Here is a 24349-nt window from a genome sequence, read left to right as displayed (position 1 = left end):
CGACGCAGATGGCCCCGCACCTTTCCCTGGTGTGGGGCCATCGGCGTCCGCGTTGTCGTACCCGTCCCGCACAATGGGAGGCCGGATCGACGAGAGCCACACGTCGTGCGAAGCGGAAGGCGGTGCCCCATGTCCGTATGGGACGACCTGGTCGGCCAGGACCGGGTGCAGGAGCAGCTGGGCGCCGCCGCCCGGGACGCCGACGTGCTGGTCACCTCCGACGCGGCGGGGGAGCCGGTGCCGTCCGGGTCGAAGATGACGCACGCCTGGCTGTTCACCGGACCGCCCGGTTCGGGGCGCTCGACCGCCGCCCGGGCCTTCGCCGCGGCCCTTCAGTGCACGAGCCCGGACCGCGCGCTGGGCGGGGCGCCGGGCTGCGGCTTCTGCGACGGCTGCCACACCAGCCTCATCGGTACGCACGCCGATGTCGACGTGATCCGCACCGACCTGCTCTCCATCGGTGTGAAGGAGACCCGTGAGCTGGTCCGCCGCGCCCAGCTCTCGCCGGCCGTCGGGCGCTGGCAGGTCATCGTCATGGAGGACGCCGACCGCCTCACCGAGGGCGCGGGCAACGTCCTGCTGAAGGCCGTCGAGGAGCCCGCCCCGCGCACGGTGTGGCTGCTCTGCGCGCCCTCGCTGGAGGACGTGCTGCCGACGATCCGGTCCAGGTGCCGCCACCTCACGCTGCGGACGCCGCCGGTCGACGCGGTCGCGGACGTCCTGGTCCGCAGGGACGGCATCGATCCGGAGCGGGCCGCCGCCGCCGCCCGCGCCACCCAGGGGCACATCGGCCGGGCTCGTCGCCTCGCCACGGACGAGCGGGCCAGGGCGCGGCGGGCCGCGGTGCTGAAGCTGCCGCTGCGCGTCGAGGACATCGGGGGGTGCTTCAAGGCGGCGCAGGAGCTGATCGACACCGCGACCGAGGACGCGAAGCAGGCATCCGAGGAGGTCGACGCCAAGGAGACGGAGGACATGAAGACGGCGCTCGGGGCCGCCGCCGGGGGCCGGATGCCGCGAGGGACGGCCGGGGTGATGAAGGAGCTGGAGGACAAGCAGAAGCGCCGCAAGACCCGCACCCAGCGCGACAGCCTCGACCTGGCGCTCACCGAGCTGACTGGCTTCTACCGCGATGTTCTCGCCCTGCAGTTCGGTTCGCGGATCGCCATAGCCAACGCCGACGCGCAGGACTCCCTGGACCGCGTCGCCCGCGCGTCCACCCCGGAGCGCACGCTGCGTCGGATCGAGGCGGTGTCGGCCTGCCGTCAGGCCCTGGACCGCAACGTGGCGCCGCTGCTGGCGGTGGAGGCGATGACGATGGCCCTGCGCGCGGGCTGAGGGGCAGCACGGCGCGCCGTCGGATGCCCTGCGGGGCCTGCCGAATCACCCGAAAGAGGAAGGAATCGGGTGAGCGGTGAGGTGGCGGCTACGCTCCGGGCATGGACTCCAGGCGCCCGTTCCGCACTCTCGCCCTCGCGCTGGGCACTGCCGGCCTGCTCGTCTCCGGGTGCAGCAGTGGCAGCTCGTCGTCAGGTGCCTCGTCCCCCGCCGAGGCGGCGTCCGCCTCGCCCTCGGCCGTGCCGGCGGCCCTGAAGCCGTTCTACTCCCAGCACCTCAGCTGGCGGGACTGCGGGGTCAGCGGCTTCCAGTGCACGACGATGAAGGCGCCGCTCGACTACGCGAAGCCGGACGGCGGCGAGATCAAGCTGGCCGTGTCCCGCAAGAAGGCGACCGGCCCCGGCAAGCGGATCGGCTCCCTCCTGGTGAACCCGGGCGGCCCCGGCGGATCGGCCATCGGCTACCTCCAGGGCTACGCCGCGATCGGCTACCCGGCCCAGGTGCGTGCCCGCTACGACATGGTGGCCATCGACCCGCGCGGGGTGGCGCGCAGCGAGCCCGTCCAGTGCCTGACCGGGGCGCAGATGGACGCGTACACGCAGGTGGACCAGACCCCGGACGACGACGCCGAGGTGACGAAGCTGAGGGGGGCCTTCAAGAAGTTCGCCGCCGGCTGCGAGAAGCGGTCGGGGGAGGTGCTGCCGCACGTCTCGACCGTGGAGACGGCTCGCGACATGGACATGCTGCGGGCCCTGCTCGGCGACGAGCACCTGAACTATGTGGGGGCGTCGTACGGGACGTTCCTGGGGGCGACGTATGCCGAGCTGTTCCCCGGCCGCACCGGCCGCCTGGTCCTCGACGGGGCGATGGACCCCTCGCTGTCGTCCGTGGAGATGAACCGGGACCAGACGGCGGGGTTCGAGACGGCGTTCCAGTCGTTCGCGAAGGACTGCGTGAAGCAGACGGACTGCCCGCTCGGCACCACGTCCGCCTCGGATGCGGCGGACCGGCTGAAGAAGCTGTTCACGCGGCTGGACGCGGACCCCATTCCCACGGGCGAGTCCCGCGAACTCGGCGAATCCCTGGCCACGACGGGCGTCATCGCCGCCATGTACGACGAGTCGGCCTGGCCCCAGCTCCGGAGCGCGCTGACCGCCGCCGATTCGGGTGACGGTTCCGGCCTGCTGTCCCTGGCCGACAGCTACTACGAGCGGGAGCCGAGCGGCAAGTACACGAACCTGATGTTCGCCAACGCCGCGGTGAACTGCCTCGACCTCCCGCCCGCCTTCTCCGGCCCCGAGGCCGTGGACAAGGCCCTCCCCTCCTTCGAGAAGGCGTCCCCGGTCTTCGGCAGGGGCTTCGCCTGGGCGGCCCTGAACTGCGCCTACTGGCCCGTCCCCGCCACCGGCACCGCCCACCGCATCAAGGCCGAGGGCGCCGCCCCCATCGTCGTGGTCGGCACCACCCGCGACCCGGCCACCCCGTACCGCTGGGCCGAGTCCCTGGCGGACCAGCTCTCCTCCGGCACCCTCCTCACCTACGAGGGCGACGGCCACACCGCGTACGGCCGCGGCAGCGACTGCATCGACACGGCGATCAACACGTACCTCCTGGAGGGCACCCCGTCGGCGTCCGGCAAGAAGTGCCGCTGACCTGCGTGAACGCCTCCGAACCGGGCTGGTACGGAGCACCCCCCGAAACTGTGTAGACTTGGCGTCGCTGCTGATCGCATCATGGTGCGAACAGGGCGGCGCCGCCTTAGCTCAGTTGGCCAGAGCAACGCACTCGTAATGCGTAGGTCTCGGGTTCGAATCCCGAAGGCGGCTCGGATTAACCCCAGGACTCACTCGCCGTGACCTGGGGTTTTTTCATGTCTGGGCATGCCGGTCCGGACGATGAGGTGGCCACGGAAGTGCTTGCACGAGCGATGCATGAGCGGCGGGCCGCCGTCTACCGCCGATGTGTCGACGCGGTGAGTTGGAGTCTCCCGGCCACCCCACTACCAGGTGGCGGGGTTCTCCGCTGTGGTAGGAGGTGTGCCGAGGGCTCGCTGCACGGCGACCGTGAAGCGAGTCCGACTTAGTTCCCTCGCGGCCTTGTTTTTGGTGAGAGTGCTCACCACCGTGGCTGCGTGTTCCGCAGCGTCCGCGAGTTGCTGCGCATCTACTCTCAGCGCCTGCAGTGCTTCCTCGGAGGCTCGCCGGTACAGCTGGCCGGTTCTCATCGCCTCCACCAGCTTGGGATGGCCATCAAGGTCTCGCAGGCTTCCGCCTTGACCGGAGTTTGCTTGCAGAAGCGCGGTAACCGCCTCCGTGCGCCTCACGAACTCATTGGTGGTCTGTTCGAAAGCGTCCTCTGGCCTGGGTGAACTGTCGGTCGCCGCAACCGTGACTTGCACCACCTCGAAGAACTTGGTGGTGACCGCGACATCGCTCTGCATCGTCTCGGTCAGCTGGTCCGCTGCACGCGTGACTTCCTCGGGGCCGAGGAGTGCGATGCGTCGCGAGCGCTCCGCCATGCGGCCGGCCTGCGGCGCTCTTGAGGTGTACGAAGCCTGCCGGATCTGGATCAAGATCTTCAGCGGACTCCTGAGTGATCCTGAGGCACTCGTCCCACGCGGCGAGGAAGCTCTCGTAGGTGTCGAAACGCTGCTGTCTCAGCCAGTGGCCGTGCTCCACAGCCCCCTGGTCACGTACCTGTCGTCGTGCCGATTCGGCGTTGCGCTCCGCACCGACCTTGGCTGACCGAGCTCCAATGAGAGCGCCCACGGCCGTAGCGGCCAGTCCGACGACTGCAATTGCGAGGGGTATCACGTAATCCTTCACGACAGCTCATCATGGCAGCCTGCCGCCTCCCGAGAAACCCGATGAGGAGTACGCGAAGTAGTGAAGCCGTAGACCTACTTCTTGGGCCGACCCGGATGCGCGGGAGGTCTACCAGAGCGTCCTCGGATCGCAATGACGGCAGGGTCACGCGGCCCCGCGGTCGGGAGACTGGGCGCCTGCGAGGATCAAGCGGCTGCGGGCCGCTTGAGGCCGGAGGAGGCTGAGGGCCTCTCGGACATTTGCATTCCGGTGCCTCTACTGCCCGCAACTACCGGAAATGACGTCTCGTGACGGACAAGGCGTAAAGCTCCAACGACCGCTGTCCCCACTACTTCGACCCCGAGACGGGCCTCCACTACAACTACTTCCGGCACTATGACCCGGAGACGGCCCGCTATCTCAGCTCGGACCCGCTCGGCCTTGCTCCCACTGTTCCCGACCCGAGCGAGAAGATCTTCTATGAACGCCTCTGAGGGTGCTGCCGAGAGCAGCCCGGAGCTCCCGCCGCTGTGCGCGCACGACGTCCTGAGCAACAGCGACCTCTTCTACGTTCACTTCGATGAACGAGGCTGCTCAGTCATCCTCGGTTTCTCCCGTGTGCACGGTGGCGAGGGTGTCGAGTTCCTTCTGCGCTTCCACGATGTACGGGATGTGCACGTGCGGGGTTGGGGCGCCCCGGGGCAGAAGGACGTACACGTCGAAAGAGCGACTGACGGCACAGTTCTGGTCTCCGCTTCCTCCGACGGATCGTCGTTGCGGTTCCGCTCCGCAGACGTCACCCTGTCAAGCACGCGTAATTTCCGAGCGGCGCCAAGCAGTTGAGCAGCATCTCGGCCGACGAACTGCTGCGGGTGCGGTGACGCCGCGGCCTGCATCGAGGCCATGCGGCTGCGCCCGCCTGACCCGGAAGAACATCTGCGCCGTGAGCTCGGTCCATGAATGGGAGCCGTGCGCCGGTCGAAGCAGTTGTCGCACCGGGTTCCGCTCTCGGTCTCGTCACGCGTAGGTCTCGGGTCCATGGTCTTGCCGTAGCGGTCTATGCGGTCGAGGGGCAGGAGGCCAGGGGCCGTGGCCGCGTCGGCGGGCGCGGCATCGTCAGCTCCCCGCAGGCTGCCGGGCAGTGCGTTCGTCGGCGGCGGCCAGCCAGAACCAGATCGGTGGCAGGGCCAGTTCGATCGCGGCCAGTACCACCTGGAACGCGTCCGGCCATCCGTGTGCGGCCAGGGACAGCAGTCGGCCCACGCCGCCCAGCAGGAAGACCGCCGCCAGCCACCGGACCGCGTGCGCCGGGACGGGGTGCTGGCGGGCCGCCCAGAGCCAGGCCAGTCCGTAGCCGGTGAAGATCGCGCCGAAGAAGCGGCCCAGGCTGTCGATCGTTGGGCCCGCGTCGGACTCGCCCGGGATCGCGGCGTTGCCGGCGATCACGTGGAACAGGCCGATCGCCACGCACGCGACCCCTGTCGCCCAGGCGAACATCCGCAGTGCTCTGCTCATGGCTTCCCCTGTGTTAGTTGACATGTGTCTACTTAGGGTCAGCCTAGGGGGCGTTGGTAGACGCGTGTCAAGTAAGCTGTGCCAGTGCCGACCCGTCGCCGTCTGAATCCCGCCGACCGCCGCGCCCAGCTGCTTGCCGTCGGCGCACGCCTCTTCGCCGCATCGCCCTATGACGATGTGTTCATGGAGGACGTCGCGCGGGAAGCCGGGGTGTCCCGTGCCCTGCTCTACCAGCACTTCCCCAGCAAGCACGCTCTCTTCGCGGCGGTCTACCAGCAGGCGGCCGAGCAGCTGCTCGTGGCGACCCGGTTCGATCCCGGGGCCTCGCTCGTCGAGCAGCTCACCCAGGGGCTGGACGCCCACCTCGACTACTTCGTCGCGAACCGCCACGCCGTGCTGGCCGCGAACCGTGTACTGGCGGGGGACCCGGTCATCCAGACGATCATGACGAACGAGCTGGACGCTCTGCGCTCACGCCTGCTCGGTGTGCTCCCGCTCGCCGACGAGCGCGTGCGTGACGCGGTGTCGGCCGCGCTGAAGGCGTGGCTGGTCTTCGTGCAGGTGCTCTGCGTGGACTGGCTCACCCGGGAGACCTGCACCCGCACCGAGTTGCGCGACACCTGCGTCGGGGCCGCCGTGGGGGCCCTGCGCCCGCTCCTCCCCGCCGACCCCGACCCCCTCAACCCCTAGACGTCCAGCGGCTCGTACGCGAACCAGTCGAAGTGCACCGTCCCGCTCGCCGCGTACAGGCCGATCACCCGGCCCGTGAAGCCGCCGGTCACCTCCGTGGAGAGGTAGCGCCCGTCCAGGGCGCCGAGCACCGTGAACGTGCCGTCCGGTTCCTCGAAGCCCAGGGACACCGTGTCCGGGCCGGTGCACGGGTCGAGGGGCGGTTGCGTGCGTACGACGTCGATGCCGAGGACCACCGGGCCCGCCGGCGCCGGGCGGGCCGCGACCACCTGGCGGAGCGGGCCGATCCGGGCGGTCAGGCGGATCTCGTCGCCGCCCGCCTCGACGGCGTAGTGGTGCGCCTCGTCGAGCCGGACCGCGAGGCCGCCGTGCCCGTCCGCCGCGTCCACCAGGGTGCGGGCGCGGCACGACAGGTGCTGCTGGCGGCGGCCGGTGAACACCGCGTCCGGGTCGTCCAGCGTGCCGCCCCGGCCGTGCAGGGTCAGCCAGCCGGGGCGCTCCTTCGTGCCGGCGCGGCCGGCGGTCGAGCGGCGGGGCGAGATCCAGTACGGGCGCGGCTCGGCCAGGTCGAAGTCGTCCCGGGCCGGGGCGGCGGGGGAGGGGGTCAACGGCCAGGGCGGCGCCGCGAGTTCGGTGGTCACCTCGCCGACGACGGGCCAGCCGTCCACCCAGGTCACCGGGGCCAGGAAGGTCTCCCGGCCGAGCACGTGCCAGCCGGGGGTGCCGCCGCCCGGGCGCACGCCGAGCAGCACCAGCCACCAGGAGCCGTCGGGCCCCTGCACCAGGTCGCCGTGGCCGGTGTTCTGGACGGGGTGCTCGCGGCCCCGGTGGGTGAGCACCGGGTTGTCCGGGCACGGCTCGAACGGGCCGGCGGGGGAGGGGCCGCGCGCGATCGAGACGGCGTGGCCGCGCTCGGTGCCGCCCTCCGCGATGACCAGGTACCAGTGGTCGCCGATCCGGTAGAGGTGCGGGGCCTCCGGCGCCTTCGCCCCGGGGGCGCCGGACCAGATGCGCCGGGGTTCGCCGAAGGCCTCGCCGGTGTGCGGGTCGACGCGGACCTGGGAGACGCCGGCCACGGTGCACCAGCAGTTGCCGTCCTCGTCCCAGGCGAGGTCCGGGTCGATGCCGGGGACGCCGGGGAGCGGCACCGGGTCGGACCAGGGGCCTGCCGGGTCGGTCGTGGTGAACAGCAGGTTGCCCACCTCGACGTTGGTGACGATCAGCCAGAACCGGCCGTCGTGGTGGCGGAGCGTCGGCGCGTAGATGCCGCCGGAGGCCCTGGTGTCCGGGGTCAGGTGCAACTGCTCCGGGCGGTCCAGAACGTTGCCGATCTGCGTCCAGTGGACGAGGTCGCGGCTGTGGAACAGCGGGATGCCCGGGAAGTACTCGAAGCTGGAGCACGCCAGGTAGTAGTCCTCGCCGACCCGGCAGACGCTGGGGTCGGGGTGGAATCCGGGGATCACCGGGTTGCTGACGGTCGTGCCCGTCTGGTCTCGGACTGGCATGGCATCCGTTCCTGTACGTCGCGCGCGCTGCCGGAGGAGGGCCGAAGCATCTCTGTCGAAGCGCTTCGATACCGGGTGACCCTAGTAACTCGGTGCGCGCGCGACAAGGGGCGACTTCGGCCTGCTACGCCGACCCGCCGTTGCTCTTGAGCAGCTGGCCGTTGACCCACTGGCCCTGCGGCGAGCAGAGGAAGTCGACCAGGTGCGCGGTGTCCTGCGGGGTGCCCAGGCGGCCCAGCGGGGTGTCCCGGCGGATCAGGTCCGCCAGTTCCTCGCTCATCCAGCCGGTGTCCACCGGCCCGGGGTTGATGACGTTGGCGGTCACCCCGAGGTGGGCCAGTTCGCGCGCGGCGGCCAGGGTGATGCGGTCCAGGGCGCCCTTGCTCGCCCCGTACGGCAGGTTGCCGACCGTGTGGTCGCTGGTGAGCGCGATGATCCGGCCGGTCCCCGCGGGGGCACGGAAGCGGAGCGCGTACTCCCGGATCAGCAGCCAGGTGGCGCGGGCGTTCACCGCGAAGTGGCGGTCGAAACTCGCGAGGGTGGTGTCGAGGAGACCGGAGTCCACGGACTCGGCGTGGCTCAGCACGAGCGCGGTGACGGGCCCGATCCGGCGCTCGGCCTCGTCGAAGATCCGGGTGGGGGCGTCCGGGTCGATCAGGTCCGCCTCGATCGCTGCGGTGCGGGCGCCGTGCGCGGCGAGCGACGCCTCGATGGCCGCGGTCCCGCCGCGCTCCTCGCCCCAGGCCATGCGGCGGTCGTAGGGCGTCCAGTAGGTGAAGGCGATGTCCCAGCCGGAGGCGGCCAGCCGGCGCGCGATGCCCGCCCCGATGCCGACCGTGCGGCCGACGCCGGTGATCAGCGCGAGGGGCCGGGGCGGGGTGGCCGCGGGCGGGTCCACCACGGGCTGCTCCGCGGTGGGCAGTACGGCGGCGAGCTCGTCGGCGACGGACGGTGCGGCGGACGGTGCGGCGGGGGGTGTCTCAGCGGTGGTCACGGGGTCCGATCCTGCTGGACGGACTCGCCCCCGGGCAATGGGATTCGGGGTCGTACCCCTGGCCGGTCGAGGAGCCCGTACGGGCAGTGCGTACGGGCAGGTCCGCAGGCCACCTCGCCCGGGCAGCCCGAAGAGGGATCTGCCGGGGCGGCGGGAAGCCCGGCAGGCTGAAGTCATCGAACTTCCCCTCCCCTTCTGCTCCGAGGAGTCCTCCCATGGCACTGACCGCCGACCGGCCCACCACGACGAAGGACACGACGGCCCCGCGGGCCACCGGCCGGCCGGACCTCGCCGTCCGCTCGCGGCTGGCCGCGCTCAACGCCTTCCTGATGAGCGGGCTCACCCTGTGGCTGGGCCTCGTCACGCTCAACAACGTCAACGACTTCGGCACCAACAAGGCGCTCATAGGCTCCATGCTGACCATGCGCGACCTGGTGAAGGACCCCGTCCGGGGCAACGGCCTGGAGTGGCGCGCGATGCCCGAGTCCATGGCCACACCGGCGCTGATCGGCGTCATCATCTACGAGGTGCTGATCGTGGCCCTGCTGGCGCGGGCGGCGTACGGCCTGTGGCGCCGGGCGCGCGGCCAGGAGACCGGGATCGTCGTGACGCAGCGCGCCAACATCGCGCTGGGCGCCTTCGCCGGGCTGTTCCTGCTCTTCCTCTCCGGCGGCATGTTCTTCGGCTACTGGATCTACATCGGCGCCGCGCAGCAGGTCCACTTCACCGGCCTCATCATCGGCCTGCTCGCCGCCCTGCTGGTCAACCTCCCCTCGGTGACCGGCGCCCAGCAGGAACGCTGATCCCCGCCCCGCCAACTCCCCCCACAGCCCCCACATCCCCCCACGCCAACTGCCCCGTCGGCGGTCCTTCCGATACGGCCCCTTCCCCAAAAGGGGTATCGGAACGCCCGCCGATGGGGCATGTGTGTGTCCGGTGCCCGTCATTAATGTCCCTGGCCATGGGGGCATACACAGCGCAGATCAATTCCGGTACACCGACTTCCACCCTGCGGATCGCAGGTGCGGCACGCGCCGCCGTCCTCTTCGTCGAAGAGGCGCGCGTCTGTGTGCAGATCGTCTTTCTGATGCGTTTCCTGGCCGCCGCCGCGGTCACCGCCGGGGGCCGGCTCGCCGGGATGGGGCCGGAACTGATCGCACCCGGCGTCAGCTGGGTGCTGGCCACCCTCTTCACGTACGGCATCAACGGGGTGTCGGACGTCCAGGAGGACCGGCTGAACCGGACCGGGCGGCCGATCGCCCGGGGCGACCTCTCGCCGACGGCCGCCGCCCGGCTGACGTGGCTCTCCGCCGCCGGGTCCGTCGTCACCGCGTTGGCCTGCAACAACATACTGCTGATCACGTTCGTCCTGGCGTTCCTCTTCCTCGGCTACGCCTACTCGGCGGCGCCCTTCCAGCTCAAGCGCAGCGCGGCCGGCACCTCCGGGTCCGTGCTGTTGATGGGGCTGCTGACGTACGCGGCGGGCTGGACGGCCGCGGGGGAGGGCCGGCCGCCGGGGGCGATGCTGGTGCTGGCCGCCGCGATGTCGCTGTGGATGTGCGTGGTGGGGGCCGTCACCAAGGACTTCTCCCATGTGCGGGGCGACGCGGCGGCGGGCCGGCGTACGTCGGTGACCGCCTGGGGCGACACCACCGCCCGGCTGGTGGGCGGGGCGGGCGCCCTCCTGGTCGGCGGGGGCTTCCTGGCCGCCGCGCTGACCGGCTGGGCGGCCCTGCTGGGTCCGGCGGCCGCGGTCCTGGCGGGCGGGGGTCTGGTGGTGGCGGTGCTCTGCCGGACCACGCGGGGCGACGCGGACCGGGGCCGTACCCCGTACCGCGCCTTCATGGTGACCCAGCACCTGGTCCATCTGACGCTGTTCGCCGGGCTGTTCGTCGCCGCCTGACGACCCGACGCGCAAGACCGGCCGCCCCGCACACCTCACCGTGTGCGGGGCCGAGCCGTTTCAGAAGCGGCGGCGGGGCGGGTCGGGCTGGGGGAGCAGGCCGCGCTCGACGGCCTTGTTGACGGCGTCGATCCGGGAGACGGCGTCGAGCTTGGTGAAGATGTTCCGCATGTGCCGCTTGATGGTCCCCTCGGCGATGCCGAGCTTCACCGCGATCTGACGGTTGCTCATGGCCTGTGCCACCAGGGTCAGTACCTCGGCCTCGCGGTCGGAGAGGCCGCCCGCGCTGTCGGGCACGGGCTGGGGAGCGCGCAGGCTGTCGGGGGACACGGAGACGGTGACGGTCCGCAGCTCGCCGCCCTCGCGGGAGCGTACGGCGGAGATCAGGGTCTCGCGGCCGGTGCTCTTGTGCAGGTAGCCGCTGATGCCGAGGTGCAGCAGCTCCTGGACCAGCTGCTGGCCGTCGTACATGCTCAGCACGATGATCCGCAGGCCGGGATCGCCCTGGAGGAGCCGGCGCACGGTCGCCGGGGGGTCGTTGCGCGGCATCTCGATGTCGAGCAGGACGACGTCGGGGCGGTGCGCGGCGGCCAGCCGGATGGCGTCCTCGCCGTTGCCCGCCTGGGCCACGATCTCGAAGCCGGGTTCGGAGCGCAGCAGGTCGCACAGGGCCTCGCGCAGCAGGGTGTGGTCGTCGGCGACGAGGATGCGGACGGATTCGGGGGTGTCGGGGGCGCTCATCGGAGGGCCTGGTCCTCCTTGATCGGTATCCACATGGTGACGTGCGTGCCCCGGCCGGCCGATGAGCCGATGTGGAGCGTGCCGCCCAGCAGGTCGGTGCGTTCCTGGAGGCCGGTGAGGCCGTTGGTGCGGCCGCCGGCGAGCACCTGTTCGGTGTCGAAGCCGAGGCCGTCGTCGATGATCTCGCTCTGGATCTCGTGCGGGGCGATGTCGATGTGGACGACGATGTTCCCCGCCTCCGCGTGCCGGAAGGCGTTGCGCAGGCACTCGCGGACCATGACGAACACCTCCTCGGCGACCGGGGCCGGAATCCACTCGTCCAGACCCCGCACCCACAGCTGTACGGGGACGCCCTCGTCCCCCATGGACGCGACGAAGTCGGCGAGCGCCGCCTCCAGGCAGCCGGTGATGGCGGGGCGGCGCAGCTCGGTGACCAGCTCCCTGGTGTGGGCCAGGGTCTCCAGGATGGCGTCCTGGGCCGCCCGCACCTCCTTGGGCACGTCGGCGTTCTGCCGGGCCACCTGGAGCTCGTACAGCTCCAGCTGGCGCATGGCGAGGCTGAGGGAGTTGCCGATCTGGTCGTGGATCTCGCGGGCGAGCTTGCGGTGGCCCTTGTCGTGCACCTCGCGGACCCGGGCGAGCATGAACGAGTCGTACGCGATCGAGCCGACCTCCAGCCGGCGGCCGATGCCCTGCTGGAGGGCCCGGATGGCCGCCGCGTACGCCTTGTCGGCGCCCTTGATGCCGGCGGTGCACTCCAGGAGGCGTTCCAGGACGGTGTCGAAGAGGATGACACCGGCCCGCACCGAGTGCGTGAGGTGGACGCCCTGCTGGACCCGGGCGCTGCCGAGGTCGACGACCTCGGCGATATGGCTGTCGGAGACCTCGGTCAGGCCGGCCGCCAGGCTGTCGGCGCAGTCACGGAAGACCCGGCGGCCCTGTAACTCGCACTGCGCCCATACCTCCCGGTCGGCGGCGAGCGGGCTGCTGATCCCGCGGAGCCGGGCGTGGTAGAGGGCGATCACCTCGTCCTCGTACGCCCTGAAGCGTTGCACGGGCGGGCCGCCCTGGCGGCTGCCGAGGCGGCTCTGCGCCGGTTCTCTCATCACGCTCTCCTCCCCCGGGGCTCAACTGCTTCTCAAGCGCTGAACCGGTGCAGGATAAGCCGATTTGCGGACTGAGTGGCGGTGATGGCTGGAATCAGCCAGGTGCCCCACGGCTCAGCGGCGACGGCGCAGGACGGCGGCGCGGACCTTCAGGAGGTTCGGCACCAGCGTGTAGACGACGGCCGGCACGACGATCCCGGTGATCACCAGGGTGCGCAGAAGCATCGGGAAGCCCTTCACGTAAGGGCCGACGACCAGCTGCACGACGGTGAGGGCGGCGAAGACCGCGAACCAGGTGAGCAGGGCACGCATGTGCACGGAGGGCAGGGCGACCGGCTGGGCGGGGGCGGCGGGCCGGGGCTGATTCCGGTCGGCGGCGGCGGTGGCGGAAGCGGCGGCGGGGCGGGCGGCGGTGGTCATGAGAAGTCCCATCCAGGTTGGTGTGCGGTGCGTACGGAAGGCGGTGCTGTCGCTGGTCCTGTCCTGGGGCCTGGGCGGTGGTGCTGCCCTCGGCGACGTGTTCCACTCTGCCAACCAACTAGTTGGATGTCAACCATCCAGTTGGTTGGCATCTGCGGGAACCCGTTCTACGCTGGTGTCATGACCTCGGACACGACCCACACCAAGGAACGGCTCCTCGCTGCGGCGAAGGAGGAATTCGCAGCTCACGGCATTGCCGGGGCGCGCGTCGACCGCATCGCGGAGCTGGCCGGCGTGAACAAGGAACGGATCTACGGCTACTTCGGGAACAAGCAGAAGCTGTTCGACGCCGTCGTGGGGCGTGCGCTGGACGAGCTCGCCGCGGCGGTCCCGCTGAAGGGGGGCGACGACCCCGCCGAGTACGTGGGCCGGGTGTACGACTTCCACCGCGACAACCCGGTCCTCGTCCGGCTCTTCTTCTGGGAGGGCCTGCACTACCGTGACGGCGTCCTGCCCAACGAGGAGGGCCGCCGCGGTCACTACGAGGAGAAGATCGCCGCCCTGGCCGAGAGCTTCGGGACCGAGGCGTCGCCGCAGGTCGCGGCCTGTCTGCTGAGCCTGATCGGGCTCGCCGCCTGGCCCAACGCGGTGCCGCAGCTGGCCCGGCTGATCATCGGCCCCGACGCGGAGACGGCCGGCGGCCTCGACCTGCGCGCCCACGTCGTGGCCTTCGCCCGGCAGGCCCTCTCCGACGTCCCGCTCGCGGCCCCGGCGGCCTGAAGCGGTCCCTGTCCCGCACTCCCGAGCAGCCGGATACCCCCGAGGTATCCGGCTACTACTTTCGGTCCGCGGCCACCCGGACTAGGAGGCAGTGACGGCCTCCGCGGCCCTTCGCGCGTCTAGCGTTCCTTGCATACGGGTGGCCCCAGCGGTCACCGACAAGGACCCCTGGGGGTAAGGGCATGTCGCAGAACCGCGCGGCTCTAGGCCGTGTCCGCAAAGTCCCGTCTGGCCCGCGACGCCTGGCACGCACTCTCGCCGCACCGGCCGAAATCCCGAGTACGTCCAGTACGAGGGATTCCGGCCAGCACGCCGAGGAGTGGGGTGTCCCCTGTTCGAGCGAAGCCGAGAACTTGGGGATGCACCAGACGCCGCAGGCCACGCCCTCCGGGCGTACGACGGGACTTTGCGGACACGACCTGGCAGTCGCCTCTCCGCCGGTACGTTCCACTTCGTCGCCGCTGATCCCGCAGCAGGCGACCCACGTCATCCTCTCCGTCCGCGACGACCTGCAGCGCTACGGGCTGGAGCGCATGCTCGGTGCCGTGGACTCCGCCGGCACCTGCCGGGCCTTCGCGGAGCTCTCGGCCGCCGTGGACGCCGTCCACGACCCGCGGACCGACCTCCTGCTCATCGTCCCCGAGCCGGCGGACCTGGACGGCGACTCCGTACTGCACCGCGTCGCCGCGTACGGGGTGCGCGTGCTGCTGCTCCTGCCGGACACCCGGTCCGTCGACCTCGACCGGGTCGCCTCCGTGGCGGGTGCCTCGCTGCTGTTCTCCGACGGCCTCGACGCCGCGTCCCTCGGCGACATGCTCGGCGCGATGCGGGCCGGTGAGGTCCGCATACCGGCCGCCCTGACCCGGCCCCTCCTGGAGCTGGCCGGGCGCGGCGTCCGCGAGGTTCCGGCCGCGCCCCGGCTGACCCCGCGCGAGCGCGAGGCGCTGACGCTCGTCGTGGACGGCCTCAGCAACAAGCAGATCGGGCGCCGGCTGCGGATCTCCGAGCACGGGGCGAAGCGGCTGGTCGCCAACATCCTCGCCAAGCTCAACTGCCCCAACCGCACGCTCGCCGCGGCCCGCGCCCTGCGCGAGGGCCTGTGCGGCCACCCGGCCGCCGCCCCGCGCGGCCCCCTCGCCCCGCCGGCCGCCACCCACGCGCCGGCATCCCCCTACGAAACCGGCTGGTGAACGACGTGACGAACCCTGTGAACGGTGCCACCCGCGCCGCCTTCTTCGACGTCGACGAGACGCTGATCAACACCAAGAGCATGTTCGATTTCCTGCGGTTCTGGATGGCCCGCCACGGCGACGACGGCTCAGGCCACGCGGCCGTGATGGCCGGCGTCCGCGAGGCCGCCGCCTCCGGCGTGCACCGCTCGGAGGTCAACCGCCGCTACTACCGCCGGTTCGCCGGGATCGCGATGGAGGAGCTGCGCACCGCCGGGCGCGAGTGGTACGAGGAGTACCGGCGCGGGCCCGCCGCCGTCACCGTCGCCACCTGGGCCGCCGCCAGCCGGCACCGGGAGGCGGGGGAACTGGTGGTGCTGGTCTCCGGCTCGTTCCGGGGCTGCCTGGACCCGCTGGCCGAGGACCTGGGGGCCGACCTCATCCTCTGCTCGGAACCGGTGGTGGGGCCCGACGGGCTGCTCACCGGTGAGGTGGTCCGCCCGATGATCGGCTCCGTGAAGGCCGACGCGGTCCGCGAGACCGTCGCGGAACTCGGCCTGGACGCGGGGGAGTCCAGCTGTTACGGGGACCACGCGAGCGACCTGGACATGCTCCTCGCGGTCGGCCGCCCCGTGGTCGTCGGCGGCACCGACCGGGTCCTGATGGAGCACGCCCAGCGGCTGGACTGGCCGGTCCTCTCGGCGGCCCCGGGCCAGCTGCGTACGGCTGGGGCCTGGGCGGCGGCGGAGCTGACGGGCCTCGCGGACCGGGGGGCGCTCACCGCCGGGGCCTCCGCGCTCACCGCGGGGGCCTCCGCGCTCACCGCCGGGGCCTCCGCCATCACCGCCGGGGCCTCCGCGCTCACCGCCCCCGCCGCAGCGCGATCGCGGTGAGCACCAGCCCCTCGCGCACCGCCCAGTGGCCGGTGAACCAGCCGAGGCGGGCGCCGTCCACCACGGGCCCGGGCACCATCAGCCGGGCCCGGAAGGTGCCGGCCTCCGGGTCGAACGCCAGCCGGGCGTCCCGGAAGCCGAGCCAGCGGCCGGTGAGCGGGTACCACGTCTTGTAGACGGTCTCCTTGGCGCTGAACATCACGGTGGGCCAGTGCACTTCGGGCCTCAGCCGGGCCAGCTCGGCCAGATGCTCGCGCTCGGCCGGCACCGAGATGTGCCGCACCATCGACTCCTCCAGCGGCGCGTGGCGCTCCGCGTCGATCCCGACGCTGTGGAACCGGTCGCTGCGGCTCAGCGCCGCCGCCCGGTAGCCGTCGCAGTGCGTCATGCTGCCGGTCACCCCGGCGGGCCAGCGCGGTTCGCCCTTGGCACCCGGGAGGACCGGGGCGGGGGCCACTCCGAGCGCCGACATGGCCGTGCGGGCGCAGTGCCGGGTGGTCGTGAACTCCCGGCGCCGGTGCTCCACGCACTTCGCGAGCAACGGCTCCTCCTCCGGGTGGAGCCGGGCCTCGGGGAGGTCGGCGGTGGTGTCGGCGCAGGCGACGGCGGACGGCAGGATCTGCTGGATCACTTCTGCTCCTGGGGGCAACGCGCCGAATGGACCGGCGCACCGGGGCCGGCCGTATTCGGCGGCCCGCTGCCATCCCAGGACAGGTCACGGCAGTCGTGCGTTACGCCTCCCAGCATGCGCCCGTCGATGCCTCTTCCGCTACATGCCCTTTCGGCTACCCCGTACCCCTGCCCGAATGGCCACCCCGAACGGCCTCGCCGTACGAGGGCTCATAAAAGCCATATTGAGCGACGAATTACCGCGGGCTAGCTTCGAGTTATCGAATTCCGAAAGAAACCGCCCATCACCCACCAGGAGAAAACGATGCCCCATCCGTTCCTGACCCGACTGGAATCCTTCCGGGATTCCGAGGCCGTCGCCTTCGAGGGCCGCAGCTACCGCTACGAGGACCTGCTGAGGCTCGTCGGCGAGTGGCGGCTCTTCCTCGACCGGTACGAGGTCCGCGCCGGCGAGGTCGTCACGCTGGAGGGCGCGTACTCCCCGCAGGCCTGCGCCGGTCTGCTCGCGCTGATCGAGCGCGGGGTCGTCGTCGTCCCGCTCTCCACCCTGCCCGCCGCGAAGCGCGCGGAGTTCCTGGACGTGGCCGAGGTCGAGGTCGTCGTCAAGGTCGACGAGGGCGGCGTGCACCGCTGCGAGCGCACCGGCCGCACCGCTGACCACGCGCTCTACGGCGAGCTGCGGGAAGCGGGCCGGCCCGGCCTGGTGCTGTTCAGCTCGGGCACGACCGGCCGCAGCAAGGCGTCCGTGCTCGACTTCGACAAGGTCCTCGCCCGCTACGGCGAGCCCACCCGCCCCTCGCGCATCCTGTCCTTCCTCAGCCTGGACCACATCGGCGGCGTCAACACCCTGCTGCACACGCTCAGCCAGGGCGGCACCGTGGTCACGGTCGCCGAGCGCACCCCGGAGGCCGTCTTCGAGGCGATCGCCGAGCACCGGGTGCAGATCCTGCCGACCACCCCGACCTTCCTGAACATGGTGCTGATCTCCGGCGCCCACGAGCGGTACGCCACCGACTCGCTGAAGCTCGTCACGTACGGGACCGAGCCCATGCCGCTGCAGACGCTGCGCCGGCTCGGCGAGGCGCTGCCGGGCGTACGGCTCAAGCAGACGTACGGGCTGTCCGAGCTGGGCATCCTGCCGACGCGGTCGCGCGGCGACGACACCCTGTGGGTGAAGCTCGGCTCGGCCGGCTTCGAGCACCGGATCATCGACAACATCCTGTGGATCCGCTCCGAGATGGCCATGCTCGGCTACCTCAACGCGCCCGCGCCCTTCGACGAGGAGGGGTTCTTCAACACGCAGGACGTCGTCGAGGTCGACGGCGACTGGGTGCGCATCCTGGGCCGCAACTCCGAGATCATCAACGTCGGCGGCGAGAAGGTCTACCCCAGCGAGGTCGAGAGCGTCCTGCTGGAGGTCGAGAACATCGCGGAGGTCACCGTCAGCGGCCGCCCGAGCCCGGTCACGGGCATGGTCGTCAAGGCGACCGTGCAGCTCGTCGAGGACGAGGACCGGCGCGCGGTGACGCGCAGGGTGCGCGAGTACTGCGGCCGGCGCCTGGAGGCGTACAAGGTCCCGGTGCTCGTGGAGATCTCCGCCGCCCCGCAGCACTCGGAGCGGTACAAGAAGATCCGGAGCGCGGCGTGAGCGCCGCGCAGACCCCGGAGACCCCCGCGCAGGATCCAGAGACCCCCGCGCAGCCCCCGGAGCCCCCCGCGCAGGACCGGGTCGCCCTCGTCAGCGGCGGCAGCCGCGGGCTCGGCCGGCTGCTCGTCGAGCGGCTGCTCGCGGAGGGCTGGCGGGTCGCCACGTTCAGCCGGTCCGCCAACGACTTCGTCAAGGACCTCCAGGCCGAGCAGGGCGACCGGTTCCTGTGGGAGGCCGCCGACCTCGGGGACCCGGACGCGCTGCGCGGGGTCGTCCGGACGACGGTGCGCCGCTTCGGCCGGGTCGACCTGCTCGTCAACAACGCGGCCGTGCTGCACCAGGAACTCTTCCTGACCACCTCCCGCAAGCAGACCGAGACGCTGATCGCGAGCAATCTGCTCGCCCCGATCACCCTCGCCCAGGCCTGCGCCCGCGCGATGACGCGCCAGGGCGGCGGCCAGATCCTCAACATCTCGTCCATCAATGCGATCCGCGGCTACCGGGGCGTGGCGGTCTACGCCGCCACCAAGGCCGGACTCGACGGATTCAGCCGCAGCCTGGCCCGGGAACTCGGGGCCTTCAATATCCGGGTGAATTCGCTGGTGCCCGGATTCTTCGACAGTGACATGACCGAAGAAGTCACCGAGAGGAACCGGGAACGCATTCAGCGCCGCACCCCGCTCGGCCGGCTCGGCACCATGAACGAAATCGCCGACGCCGTTCTCTATCTCATCTCGCCCGCCTCTTCATTCATCACCGGACAGTCGATCGTCGTAGACGGAGGAATCACATGCTGATCGCAACCGACATCACCGCCCTGGTCCACCAGGAGATCAACGCCCTGCTCGCCGAGGCCGAGCGCCCGACGCACCCCACGCTCACCGGCACGGAGTTCCTGCACGAGCTGGGGCTCAACTCCCTGCTCCTGGCCCGCCTCGTCATCCAGCTGGAGATGGAGCTCGGCGTCGACCCCTTCGAGGAGGAGTACGTCATCTCCGACGTCCGCACGGTCGGCGCCCTGTCCGACGCGTACGTCCGCACCGTCGAGCAGCTGGCGGCCACCGCCGTCTGACGCACCGCCCCCGCTCCGTACCAGCCCCACATCCTGGAGGGATCGACATGTCGCACGAAGCACTCATCGCCGTCGGGGACCGTTTCGAGGACTTCCTCGTCAACCGCGGGACCGTCCCGGTCTCCGAGCTGATCGCCCGGCTGCGCGCCGGTGAGCTGACCGAGAGCCTGTCGGTGAGCATCGGCCAGGGCCTCAGCGCCGGCCAGCTCGCCGAGATACGCGCCCTGGCCGAGCAGCACGGACAGGCCGTCTCGCTGGGCAAGGGCGGGGTCCCGGAACCCGCCGAGCAGCGGCTCACCCACAAGCACGACGCGAAGAACATCCTGATCGGCCCGGTCGGCCAGACCGGCGAGAAGCGCTTCGTCGCCGACCTCGTCATCGACGAGCGCGTCGAGGTCCTGGAGGACCACCTCACCGGGCAGCACATCCCGGCCATCACCCTCCTGGAGGCGGCCCGCCAGATGTGGACGGTCGTCACCGAGCAGTTCTTCGTCACCGGCCCGGAGAAGACCCGCTTCGTGATCAGCTCGGTCAACTCCGAGTTCCACAGCTTCGTCTTCCCGCTGCCCGCGACCGCCCAGTACGAGTTGCTCGAACACACCCGCAGCCCGGTCGGATCGGTCTTCCGCTGCCGGATCGGCTTCCACCACGGCGAGAAGCTCGCCAGCGTCGTGGAGGCCGAGTACCGGGTCATCCCGGAGAAGTTCTCCGTGAAGCAGGAGAAGCTCGCCGCCCGCCAGGCCGTCGTCAGCGAACTGACCCGGCTCCGCGAGCAGTCCGCCCCCGCGTTCAGCGCCGGACGCGCCGCCTGACCGGGCGACCCACCACCACGGAAGGAGAAGGACATGCTGTGGGCGATCCACTGCCTGGACGCGCCGGGAAGCGCCGCACTGCGCGCGGCCCAGCGCCCGGCCCACTCGGCACGGCTGCGGGAGGCGAGCGTACGGCCCGTGCTGTACGGCCCCCTGGTGGCCGCGGACGGGACCACCGCGGTCGGCAGCCTGATCGTGGTCGAGGCCGGAACCCGGGACGAGGTGGAGGAGTTCGCCACCGGTGACCCGTTCGCCGTCTCCGGGGTGTGGGAACGCATCGACATCCAGGCGTTCGCACCCTCGGAGCGGTCCCCGGTCCGGATCGGGGCAGGCACGCCGTGAAGGTCCGCCGGCTCCCGCCCGGGGTGGACGGCCGGGAGTTCACCCGGGCCCTGGCCGCCTTCCGGGTGGCCCTGGGTCCGCGGTGGGTCCTGACCGAGGGCGCGGTCGGGCTGCCGGGCTACGCCGACCCGCAACCGGTCCTGGAAGACAGGCACTTCGGCGCGTCCGCCGCCCTGATGCCCGGCTCGGTCGAGGACGTCCGGGCGGCGGTGCGGATCGCCGGGACGTTCGGGGTGCCGCTCTCGCCCGTGCTGCCGGGGCGCGACCCCGGCTTCGGCGGCCCGGCACCCCGGCTCCCGGGGGCCGTCGCCGTCGACCTGGCCCGGATGAACCGGGTCGTCGAGGTGGACCCGGCCGGCGGCTACGCGGTCGTCGAGCCCGGGGTCACCTTCCACGACCTGGCGGAGCGCATCGCCGAACTCGGCCTGGACCAGCGGGTGGACCTGGACGGCCCGCGCTGGGGCAGCGTCCTCGGCGAGGTCCTGGAACGCTCCACCGGCGGCCCCGGATACGAGGGCGCCGACGCGTCCCCGTACGGCATGGAGGTCGTGCTCGCCGACGGGGACGTGGTGCGCACCGGGACGGCCGCCCTGACCGGCCCCGGGCCCTGGGCACCCCACGGCTGCGGACCGGCCCTCGGCGCGATGTTCGCCCGGTCCGCGTTCGGGATCGTCACCAAGCTCGGCGTGCGGCTGCGCCCCGAACCGGCCGCCCGCCGGGCCTACGCGGTCGCCGTCCCGGCGGAGGACGGCCTCGGGCCCCTGGTCGACGCCCTGCGCCCGCTGCTGAGCGACCGCACCGTCACCGGGACGCCGACCGTCCGCAGCGTGCTCCTCGACGCGGCGGCGGCCGGCAGCCGCGCCACGTACCACCGGGGCACGGGCCCGATCCCCGACAGCGTCGTCCGCACGGTGATGGCGGACCTCGGCATCGGCCGCTGGAACCTTTACGGGGAGCTGGCCGGGGCGCCCGCGGTGATCGACGCCCAGTGGTCCGTGATCCGGGACGCGCTCGCCGCCGTCCCCGGCGCCCGGTTCTCCTGGGCCGAGGCGGCCGACGACGAGGCGGGGTACGTACGGCCGCCGGCGGACGAGGCCGACGGCTGGCTGCCGTACGGGGGCCGGCTCGACCTCACGCCCGTGTCACCGGTGACCGGCGCGGACGCCCTCGCGCAGTACGCGCTGGCCCGCGACCACGCGCACGCGTACGGCAGGGACTACCTGGGCGCCTTCGCGGTCGGGGCGCGGGCACTGCACCACCGGGTCACCGCCGTCTTCGACAGGCGGCACGCGGACGACCGGGCGCGGGCCCTGGCGCTGTGCGAGGCGCTGGTCCGGGCTGCGGCGGAGGCCGGCTACGGCGTCCAGCGCGCCCACCCCGCGCTGATGGACCAGGTCGCCGCGACCTACGGCTTCAACGACCACGCCGTGCGCAGGCTCGGCGAACGCATCAAGGACGCACTCGACGCGGAGGGCATTCTCGCCCCCGGCAAGCACGGCATCTGGCCACGCCGCTACCGCGGCCTCGGCCTCTGACCCAGCAAGGGAGTCGAACCGTGGAAACCCAGACGTTGGCAGAGCTGGAGGAGGAGTTCGCGGCACCCGCCGCGGTCCTCTCGCTCCGCACCCGTACCGCCGAACTGGGCGGTCTGCACGCCACCGTGGCCGCCGGGGACACGGCCGCCACCGAACGCCAGCACGCCAAGGGAAAGCTCACCGCCCGCGAACGCATCGACCTGCTGCTCGACCCGGGCACCTTCCAGGAGGTCGAGCCGCTGCGCCGGCACCGGGCGACCGGCTTCGGCCTGGAGGACCGGCGCCCGCACACCGACGGCGTCGTCGGCGGCTGGGGCACCGTCGAGGGCCGCACGGTCTTCGTCTACGCCCACGACTTCCGGATCTTCGGCGGGGCGCTCGGCGAGGCGCACGCCGCGAAGATCCACAAGGTGATGGACCTGGCCCTGGCGGCCGGCGCGCCGCTCGTCTCGCTCAACGACGGGGCCGGCGCCCGCATCCAGGAAGGCGTCACCGCGCTCGCCGGCTACGGCGGCATCTTCCAGCGCAACACCCGTGCCTCCGGGGTGATCCCGCAGATCAGCGTGATGCTCGGACCGTGCGCCGGCGGCGCGGCCTACAGCCCCGCCCTCACCGACTTCGTGTTCATGGTCCGCGGGACCTCCCAGATGTTCATCACCGGACCCGACGTCATCCAGGCCGTCACCGGCGAGCAGGTCACGCAGAACGGCCTGGGCGGCGCCGACATCCACGCGGGCACCTCGGGCGTCGCGCACTTCGCGTACGACGACGAGGAGACCTGCCTGGAGGAGGTCCGCCACCTGATCACGCTGCTTCCGGGCAACAGCACCGAGGAGCCGCCCGCCGTCGCCGGCGACGACCCGGCCGACCGCCCCGGCGATTCCCTGCTCGACCTGGTCCCGGCCGACCCGCAGCGCCCGTACGACATGCGCCGCGTGGTGGAGGAACTGCTCGACGACGGCGACCTGCTGGAGGTGCAGGAGCACTGGGCGGGCAACATCATCTGCGCGCTCGGCCGGATCGACGGGCGCACGGTCGGCGTCGTCGCCAACCAGCCGATGGTGCTGGCCGGGGTGCTCGACATCCACGCGTCCGAGAAGGCCGCGCGCTTCGTGCAGCTCTGCGACGCCTTCAACATCCCGCTCGTCACCCTCGTCGACGTGCCCGGCTTCCTGCCCGGCGTCGACCAGGAGCACGGCGGCATCATCCGGCACGGGGCGAAGCTGCTGTACGCGTACTGCAACGCGACCGTGCCCCGTATCCAGGTCATCCTGCGCAAGGCGTACGGCGGCGCGTACATCGTCATGGACTCCCGGTCCATCGGCACCGACCTCTCCTACGCCTGGCCCGCCAACGAGATCGCGGTCATGGGCGCGGAGGGCGCGGCCAACGTCGTCTTCCGCCGGCAGATCGCCGCGTCCGACGACCCGGAGGCGACCCGGCAGCAGCTGGTCAAGGAGTACAAGGCGGAGCTGATGCACCCGTACTACGCGGCCGAGCGCGGGCTCGTCGACGACGTCATCGACCCGGCGCGCACCCGGGCCGTCCTCGCCGCCGGCCTCGCGATGCTCAGGACCAAGACGGTGGCCCTCCCGCACCGCAAGCACGGGAACCAGCCGGCATGACCATCCGACTCCTGTCCGGAGACCCCACGCCCGAGGAACTGGCCGCCGTCCTCACCGTCCTGCACGCCCTGGCCCATCACCGCGCCGAGGACCTGCCCGCCGACGTGGTCCGCCCGGCCCCGTGGGCGCGCGCGGGCCGCCGCGTCCGGCCCGGCGGCCGGAGCGAGGCGGGCTGGGCGGGCAGGTCTACCCCCTGAGATAGGTGAGGACCGCGAGCACGCGGCGGTTGGTGGTGTCGTCGAGCGACAGGTCCAGCTTGCCGAGGATGGAGCCGAAGTGTTTGCTGACCGTGCCCTCGCTGACCGACATGGCCGCCGCGACGGAGGCGTTGGACTTGCCCTCCGCCATCAGGGCCAGCACCTCCAGCTCGCGCGCGGTCAGCCGGGACAGCGGGTCCCTGCGGTGCCGGATGAGCTGCCGGACGACCTCCGGGTCGACGACGGTGTCCCCGGCGGCGACCCGTCGCAGGGCGTCGACGAACTCCTCGACGTGGCCGATGCGTTCCTTGAGGAGGTAGCCGACGCCCCGCCCGTCCGCCGAGTCGAGCAGGTCCTCCGCGTAGGTGCGCTGTACGTACTGGCTGAGCACGAGGACGGGCAACCCGGGCTGCTTCTCGCGCAGTTCGAGCGCGGCGCGCAGGCCCTCGTCGGAGAAGCCGGGCGGCATGCGGACATCGGTGACCACGATGTCCGGGCCGTGCTCGGCGACGGCCGCGATCAGCTCCTCCGCCGTCCCGGCGCCCGCCACCACCTGATGGCCGAACCGCTCCAGCAGACCGACGAGACCTTCCCGCAGGAGCACGCTGTCCTCGGCCAGTACGATCCGCAACG

The 24349-nt window shown here is 71.8% G+C and carries 25 protein-coding genes, 1 tRNA gene and 1 pseudogene; 18 read left to right on the top strand and 9 right to left on the bottom strand.

The genetic code is table 11. The features are described from left to right. Positions 1 to 129: 129 nt before the first annotated feature. From OG242_RS14200 to OG242_RS14190, 3 genes are all read left to right on the top strand, one after another. Positions 130 to 1335, top strand: a complete 1206-nt coding sequence (locus OG242_RS14200; RefSeq protein ID WP_405898520.1) for a DNA polymerase III subunit delta' — start codon at positions 130 to 132, stop codon at positions 1333 to 1335. A gap of 101 nt (positions 1336 to 1436) precedes the next feature. Further along, a complete protein-coding gene (locus OG242_RS14195; RefSeq protein ID WP_405898519.1) occupies positions 1437 to 2987 on the top strand; it encodes an alpha/beta hydrolase in 1551 nt (516 codons plus the stop codon). Positions 2988 to 3087: 100 nt separating this feature from the next. Further along, positions 3088 to 3161, top strand: a tRNA-Thr gene (locus OG242_RS14190). A gap of 173 nt (positions 3162 to 3334) precedes the next feature. Here the strand turns inward: OG242_RS14190 and OG242_RS14185 are convergent. Next, a complete protein-coding gene (locus tag OG242_RS14185; protein ID WP_405898518.1) occupies positions 3335 to 3907 on the bottom strand; it encodes a hypothetical protein in 573 nt (190 codons plus the stop codon). 582 nt (positions 3908 to 4489) lie between these two features. On the opposite strand from OG242_RS14185, the pseudogene OG242_RS14180 reads away from it, so the two are divergent. Continuing rightward, positions 4490 to 4606, top strand: a pseudogene (locus tag OG242_RS14180) (RHS repeat-associated core domain-containing protein); the annotation flags it as partial. A 649-nt stretch (positions 4607 to 5255) separates the two neighbouring features. On the opposite strand, the gene OG242_RS14175 reads toward OG242_RS14180, so the two are convergent. After that, positions 5256 to 5654, bottom strand: a complete 399-nt coding sequence (locus tag OG242_RS14175; RefSeq protein ID WP_405898517.1) for a DUF4345 domain-containing protein — start codon at positions 5652 to 5654, stop codon at positions 5256 to 5258. A gap of 84 nt (positions 5655 to 5738) precedes the next feature. Here OG242_RS14175 and OG242_RS14170 point away from each other — a divergent pair, with 84 nt between their 5' ends. Further along, complete coding sequence (locus tag OG242_RS14170; protein WP_405898516.1) at positions 5739 to 6344, top strand: TetR/AcrR family transcriptional regulator; 606 nt, start codon at positions 5739 to 5741, stop codon at positions 6342 to 6344. Here the strand turns inward: OG242_RS14170 and OG242_RS14165 are convergent. Both OG242_RS14165 and OG242_RS14160 read right to left on the bottom strand, forming a co-directional pair. Beyond that, the gene (locus tag OG242_RS14165; RefSeq protein ID WP_405898515.1) at positions 6341 to 7849 is read right to left on the bottom strand and encodes a glycoside hydrolase family 43 protein; all 1509 of its coding nucleotides are present in this window, start codon (positions 7847 to 7849) and stop codon (positions 6341 to 6343) included. The genes OG242_RS14170 and OG242_RS14165 overlap by 4 nt on opposite strands. A gap of 124 nt (positions 7850 to 7973) precedes the next feature. Continuing rightward, complete coding sequence (locus OG242_RS14160; RefSeq protein ID WP_405898514.1) at positions 7974 to 8843, bottom strand: SDR family oxidoreductase; 870 nt, start codon at positions 8841 to 8843, stop codon at positions 7974 to 7976. Positions 8844 to 9058: 215 nt separating this feature from the next. On the opposite strand from OG242_RS14160, the gene OG242_RS14155 reads away from it, so the two are divergent. Both OG242_RS14155 and OG242_RS14150 read left to right on the top strand, forming a co-directional pair. After that, positions 9059 to 9646 carry a DUF2165 family protein gene (locus tag OG242_RS14155; RefSeq protein WP_405898513.1) on the top strand — a complete coding sequence of 196 codons (588 nt, stop codon included), beginning with the start codon at positions 9059 to 9061 and terminating at the stop codon, positions 9644 to 9646. A 158-nt stretch (positions 9647 to 9804) separates the two neighbouring features. Continuing rightward, the gene (locus OG242_RS14150) at positions 9805 to 10746 is read left to right on the top strand and encodes a UbiA family prenyltransferase (RefSeq protein WP_405898512.1); all 942 of its coding nucleotides are present in this window, start codon (positions 9805 to 9807) and stop codon (positions 10744 to 10746) included. A 60-nt stretch (positions 10747 to 10806) separates the two neighbouring features. Here OG242_RS14150 and OG242_RS14145 read toward each other — a convergent pair whose 3' ends face one another. The 3 genes from OG242_RS14145 to OG242_RS14135 all read right to left on the bottom strand — a co-directional run bounded on the left by OG242_RS14145 (position 10807) and on the right by OG242_RS14135 (position 13025). Beyond that, a complete protein-coding gene (locus tag OG242_RS14145) occupies positions 10807 to 11487 on the bottom strand; it encodes a response regulator transcription factor (protein ID WP_093708180.1) in 681 nt (226 codons plus the stop codon). Further along, a complete protein-coding gene (locus tag OG242_RS14140) occupies positions 11484 to 12593 on the bottom strand; it encodes a sensor histidine kinase (RefSeq protein ID WP_405898511.1) in 1110 nt (369 codons plus the stop codon). Before OG242_RS14140 ends, OG242_RS14145 begins: the two co-directional genes overlap by 4 nt. 114 nt (positions 12594 to 12707) lie before the next feature. Continuing rightward, positions 12708 to 13025: a hypothetical protein gene (locus OG242_RS14135; RefSeq protein ID WP_405898510.1), complete on the bottom strand. Its 318-nt coding sequence runs from the start codon at positions 13023 to 13025 to the stop codon at positions 12708 to 12710. Between the two features lie 168 nt (positions 13026 to 13193). Between OG242_RS14135 and OG242_RS14130 the strand changes: the two genes are divergently transcribed. The 3 genes from OG242_RS14130 (at position 13194) to OG242_RS14120 (ending at position 15855) form a co-directional block, all read left to right on the top strand. Then, positions 13194 to 13793, top strand: a complete 600-nt coding sequence (locus OG242_RS14130; protein WP_405898509.1) for a TetR family transcriptional regulator — start codon at positions 13194 to 13196, stop codon at positions 13791 to 13793. A gap of 359 nt (positions 13794 to 14152) precedes the next feature. After that, positions 14153 to 14983, top strand: a complete 831-nt coding sequence (locus tag OG242_RS14125; protein WP_405898508.1) for a LuxR C-terminal-related transcriptional regulator — start codon at positions 14153 to 14155, stop codon at positions 14981 to 14983. Between the two features lie 5 nt (positions 14984 to 14988). Then, positions 14989 to 15855, top strand: a complete 867-nt coding sequence (locus OG242_RS14120; protein WP_405898507.1) for an HAD family hydrolase — start codon at positions 14989 to 14991, stop codon at positions 15853 to 15855. Here OG242_RS14120 and OG242_RS14115 read toward each other — a convergent pair. Next, complete coding sequence (locus OG242_RS14115) at positions 15824 to 16486, bottom strand: 4'-phosphopantetheinyl transferase (protein ID WP_405898506.1); 663 nt, start codon at positions 16484 to 16486, stop codon at positions 15824 to 15826. The two genes, OG242_RS14120 and OG242_RS14115, sit on opposite strands and share 32 nt — an antisense overlap. 303 nt (positions 16487 to 16789) lie before the next feature. On the opposite strand from OG242_RS14115, the gene OG242_RS14110 reads away from it, so the two are divergent. Genes OG242_RS14110 through OG242_RS14075 form a run of 8 tightly spaced genes read left to right on the top strand, consistent with a single transcriptional unit; the run spans position 16790 to position 23716 of the window. Continuing rightward, positions 16790 to 18133 carry a class I adenylate-forming enzyme family protein gene (locus tag OG242_RS14110; protein ID WP_405898505.1) on the top strand — a complete coding sequence of 448 codons (1344 nt, stop codon included), beginning with the start codon at positions 16790 to 16792 and terminating at the stop codon, positions 18131 to 18133. Continuing rightward, the gene (locus OG242_RS14105; RefSeq protein ID WP_405898504.1) at positions 18130 to 18930 is read left to right on the top strand and encodes an SDR family NAD(P)-dependent oxidoreductase; all 801 of its coding nucleotides are present in this window, start codon (positions 18130 to 18132) and stop codon (positions 18928 to 18930) included. The genes OG242_RS14110 and OG242_RS14105 overlap by 4 nt, the downstream gene beginning before the upstream one ends. Beyond that, positions 18924 to 19205: a phosphopantetheine-binding protein gene (locus OG242_RS14100; RefSeq protein ID WP_405898503.1), complete on the top strand. Its 282-nt coding sequence runs from the start codon at positions 18924 to 18926 to the stop codon at positions 19203 to 19205. Before OG242_RS14105 ends, OG242_RS14100 begins: the two co-directional genes overlap by 7 nt. Before the next feature lie 47 nt (positions 19206 to 19252). Beyond that, a complete protein-coding gene (locus tag OG242_RS14095) occupies positions 19253 to 20017 on the top strand; it encodes an AfsA-related hotdog domain-containing protein (protein WP_405898502.1) in 765 nt (254 codons plus the stop codon). 33 nt (positions 20018 to 20050) lie between these two features. Further along, positions 20051 to 20359, top strand: a complete 309-nt coding sequence (locus tag OG242_RS14090) for a YciI family protein (RefSeq protein ID WP_093708189.1) — start codon at positions 20051 to 20053, stop codon at positions 20357 to 20359. Continuing rightward, complete coding sequence (locus OG242_RS14085) at positions 20356 to 21894, top strand: FAD-binding oxidoreductase (protein ID WP_405898501.1); 1539 nt, start codon at positions 20356 to 20358, stop codon at positions 21892 to 21894. The genes OG242_RS14090 and OG242_RS14085 overlap by 4 nt, the downstream gene beginning before the upstream one ends. A gap of 44 nt (positions 21895 to 21938) precedes the next feature. Further along, a complete protein-coding gene (locus tag OG242_RS14080; protein ID WP_405901605.1) occupies positions 21939 to 23519 on the top strand; it encodes an acyl-CoA carboxylase subunit beta in 1581 nt (526 codons plus the stop codon). After that, positions 23516 to 23716, top strand: a complete 201-nt coding sequence (locus OG242_RS14075; RefSeq protein ID WP_405898500.1) for an acyl-CoA carboxylase subunit epsilon — start codon at positions 23516 to 23518, stop codon at positions 23714 to 23716. Before OG242_RS14080 ends, OG242_RS14075 begins: the two co-directional genes overlap by 4 nt. Here the strand turns inward: OG242_RS14075 and OG242_RS14070 are convergent. Then, the gene (locus OG242_RS14070; protein ID WP_405898499.1) at positions 23706 to 24347 is read right to left on the bottom strand and encodes a response regulator; all 642 of its coding nucleotides are present in this window, start codon (positions 24345 to 24347) and stop codon (positions 23706 to 23708) included. The genes OG242_RS14075 and OG242_RS14070 overlap by 11 nt on opposite strands. Positions 24348 to 24349: the final 2 nt, after the last annotated feature.

The sequence above is a fragment of the Streptomyces sp. NBC_00727 genome (assembly GCF_045161745.1).
Classification (GTDB): domain Bacteria; phylum Actinomycetota; class Actinomycetes; order Streptomycetales; family Streptomycetaceae; genus Streptomyces.
This window is presented reverse-complemented; position numbering and strand designations above follow the sequence as displayed.

Excerpts from the sequence above, each read along its gene's own strand:
- OG242_RS14135 (WP_405898510.1), bottom strand. The coding sequence starts at position 13,025 with ATGGGACTTCTCATGACCACCGCCGCCCGCCCCGCCGCCGCTTCCGCC.
- OG242_RS14195 (WP_405898519.1), top strand. The coding sequence starts at position 1,437 with ATGGACTCCAGGCGCCCGTTCCGCACTCTCGCCCTCGCGCTGGGCACT.
- OG242_RS14165 (WP_405898515.1), bottom strand. The coding sequence starts at position 7,849 with ATGCCAGTCCGAGACCAGACGGGCACGACCGTCAGCAACCCGGTGATC.
- OG242_RS14125 (WP_405898508.1), top strand. The coding sequence starts at position 14,153 with ATGCACCAGACGCCGCAGGCCACGCCCTCCGGGCGTACGACGGGACTT.
- OG242_RS14200 (WP_405898520.1), top strand. The coding sequence starts at position 130 with ATGTCCGTATGGGACGACCTGGTCGGCCAGGACCGGGTGCAGGAGCAG.
- OG242_RS14150 (WP_405898512.1), top strand. The coding sequence starts at position 9,805 with ATGGGGGCATACACAGCGCAGATCAATTCCGGTACACCGACTTCCACC.
- OG242_RS14110 (WP_405898505.1), top strand. The coding sequence starts at position 16,790 with ATGCCCCATCCGTTCCTGACCCGACTGGAATCCTTCCGGGATTCCGAG.
- OG242_RS14090 (WP_093708189.1), top strand. The coding sequence starts at position 20,051 with ATGCTGTGGGCGATCCACTGCCTGGACGCGCCGGGAAGCGCCGCACTG.
- OG242_RS14140 (WP_405898511.1), bottom strand. The coding sequence starts at position 12,593 with ATGAGAGAACCGGCGCAGAGCCGCCTCGGCAGCCGCCAGGGCGGCCCG.
- OG242_RS14175 (WP_405898517.1), bottom strand. The coding sequence starts at position 5,654 with ATGAGCAGAGCACTGCGGATGTTCGCCTGGGCGACAGGGGTCGCGTGC.
- OG242_RS14100 (WP_405898503.1), top strand. The coding sequence starts at position 18,924 with ATGCTGATCGCAACCGACATCACCGCCCTGGTCCACCAGGAGATCAAC.
- OG242_RS14095 (WP_405898502.1), top strand. The coding sequence starts at position 19,253 with ATGTCGCACGAAGCACTCATCGCCGTCGGGGACCGTTTCGAGGACTTC.
- OG242_RS14075 (WP_405898500.1), top strand. The coding sequence starts at position 23,516 with ATGACCATCCGACTCCTGTCCGGAGACCCCACGCCCGAGGAACTGGCC.
- OG242_RS14145 (WP_093708180.1), bottom strand. The coding sequence starts at position 11,487 with ATGAGCGCCCCCGACACCCCCGAATCCGTCCGCATCCTCGTCGCCGAC.
- OG242_RS14155 (WP_405898513.1), top strand. The coding sequence starts at position 9,059 with ATGGCACTGACCGCCGACCGGCCCACCACGACGAAGGACACGACGGCC.
- OG242_RS14130 (WP_405898509.1), top strand. The coding sequence starts at position 13,194 with ATGACCTCGGACACGACCCACACCAAGGAACGGCTCCTCGCTGCGGCG.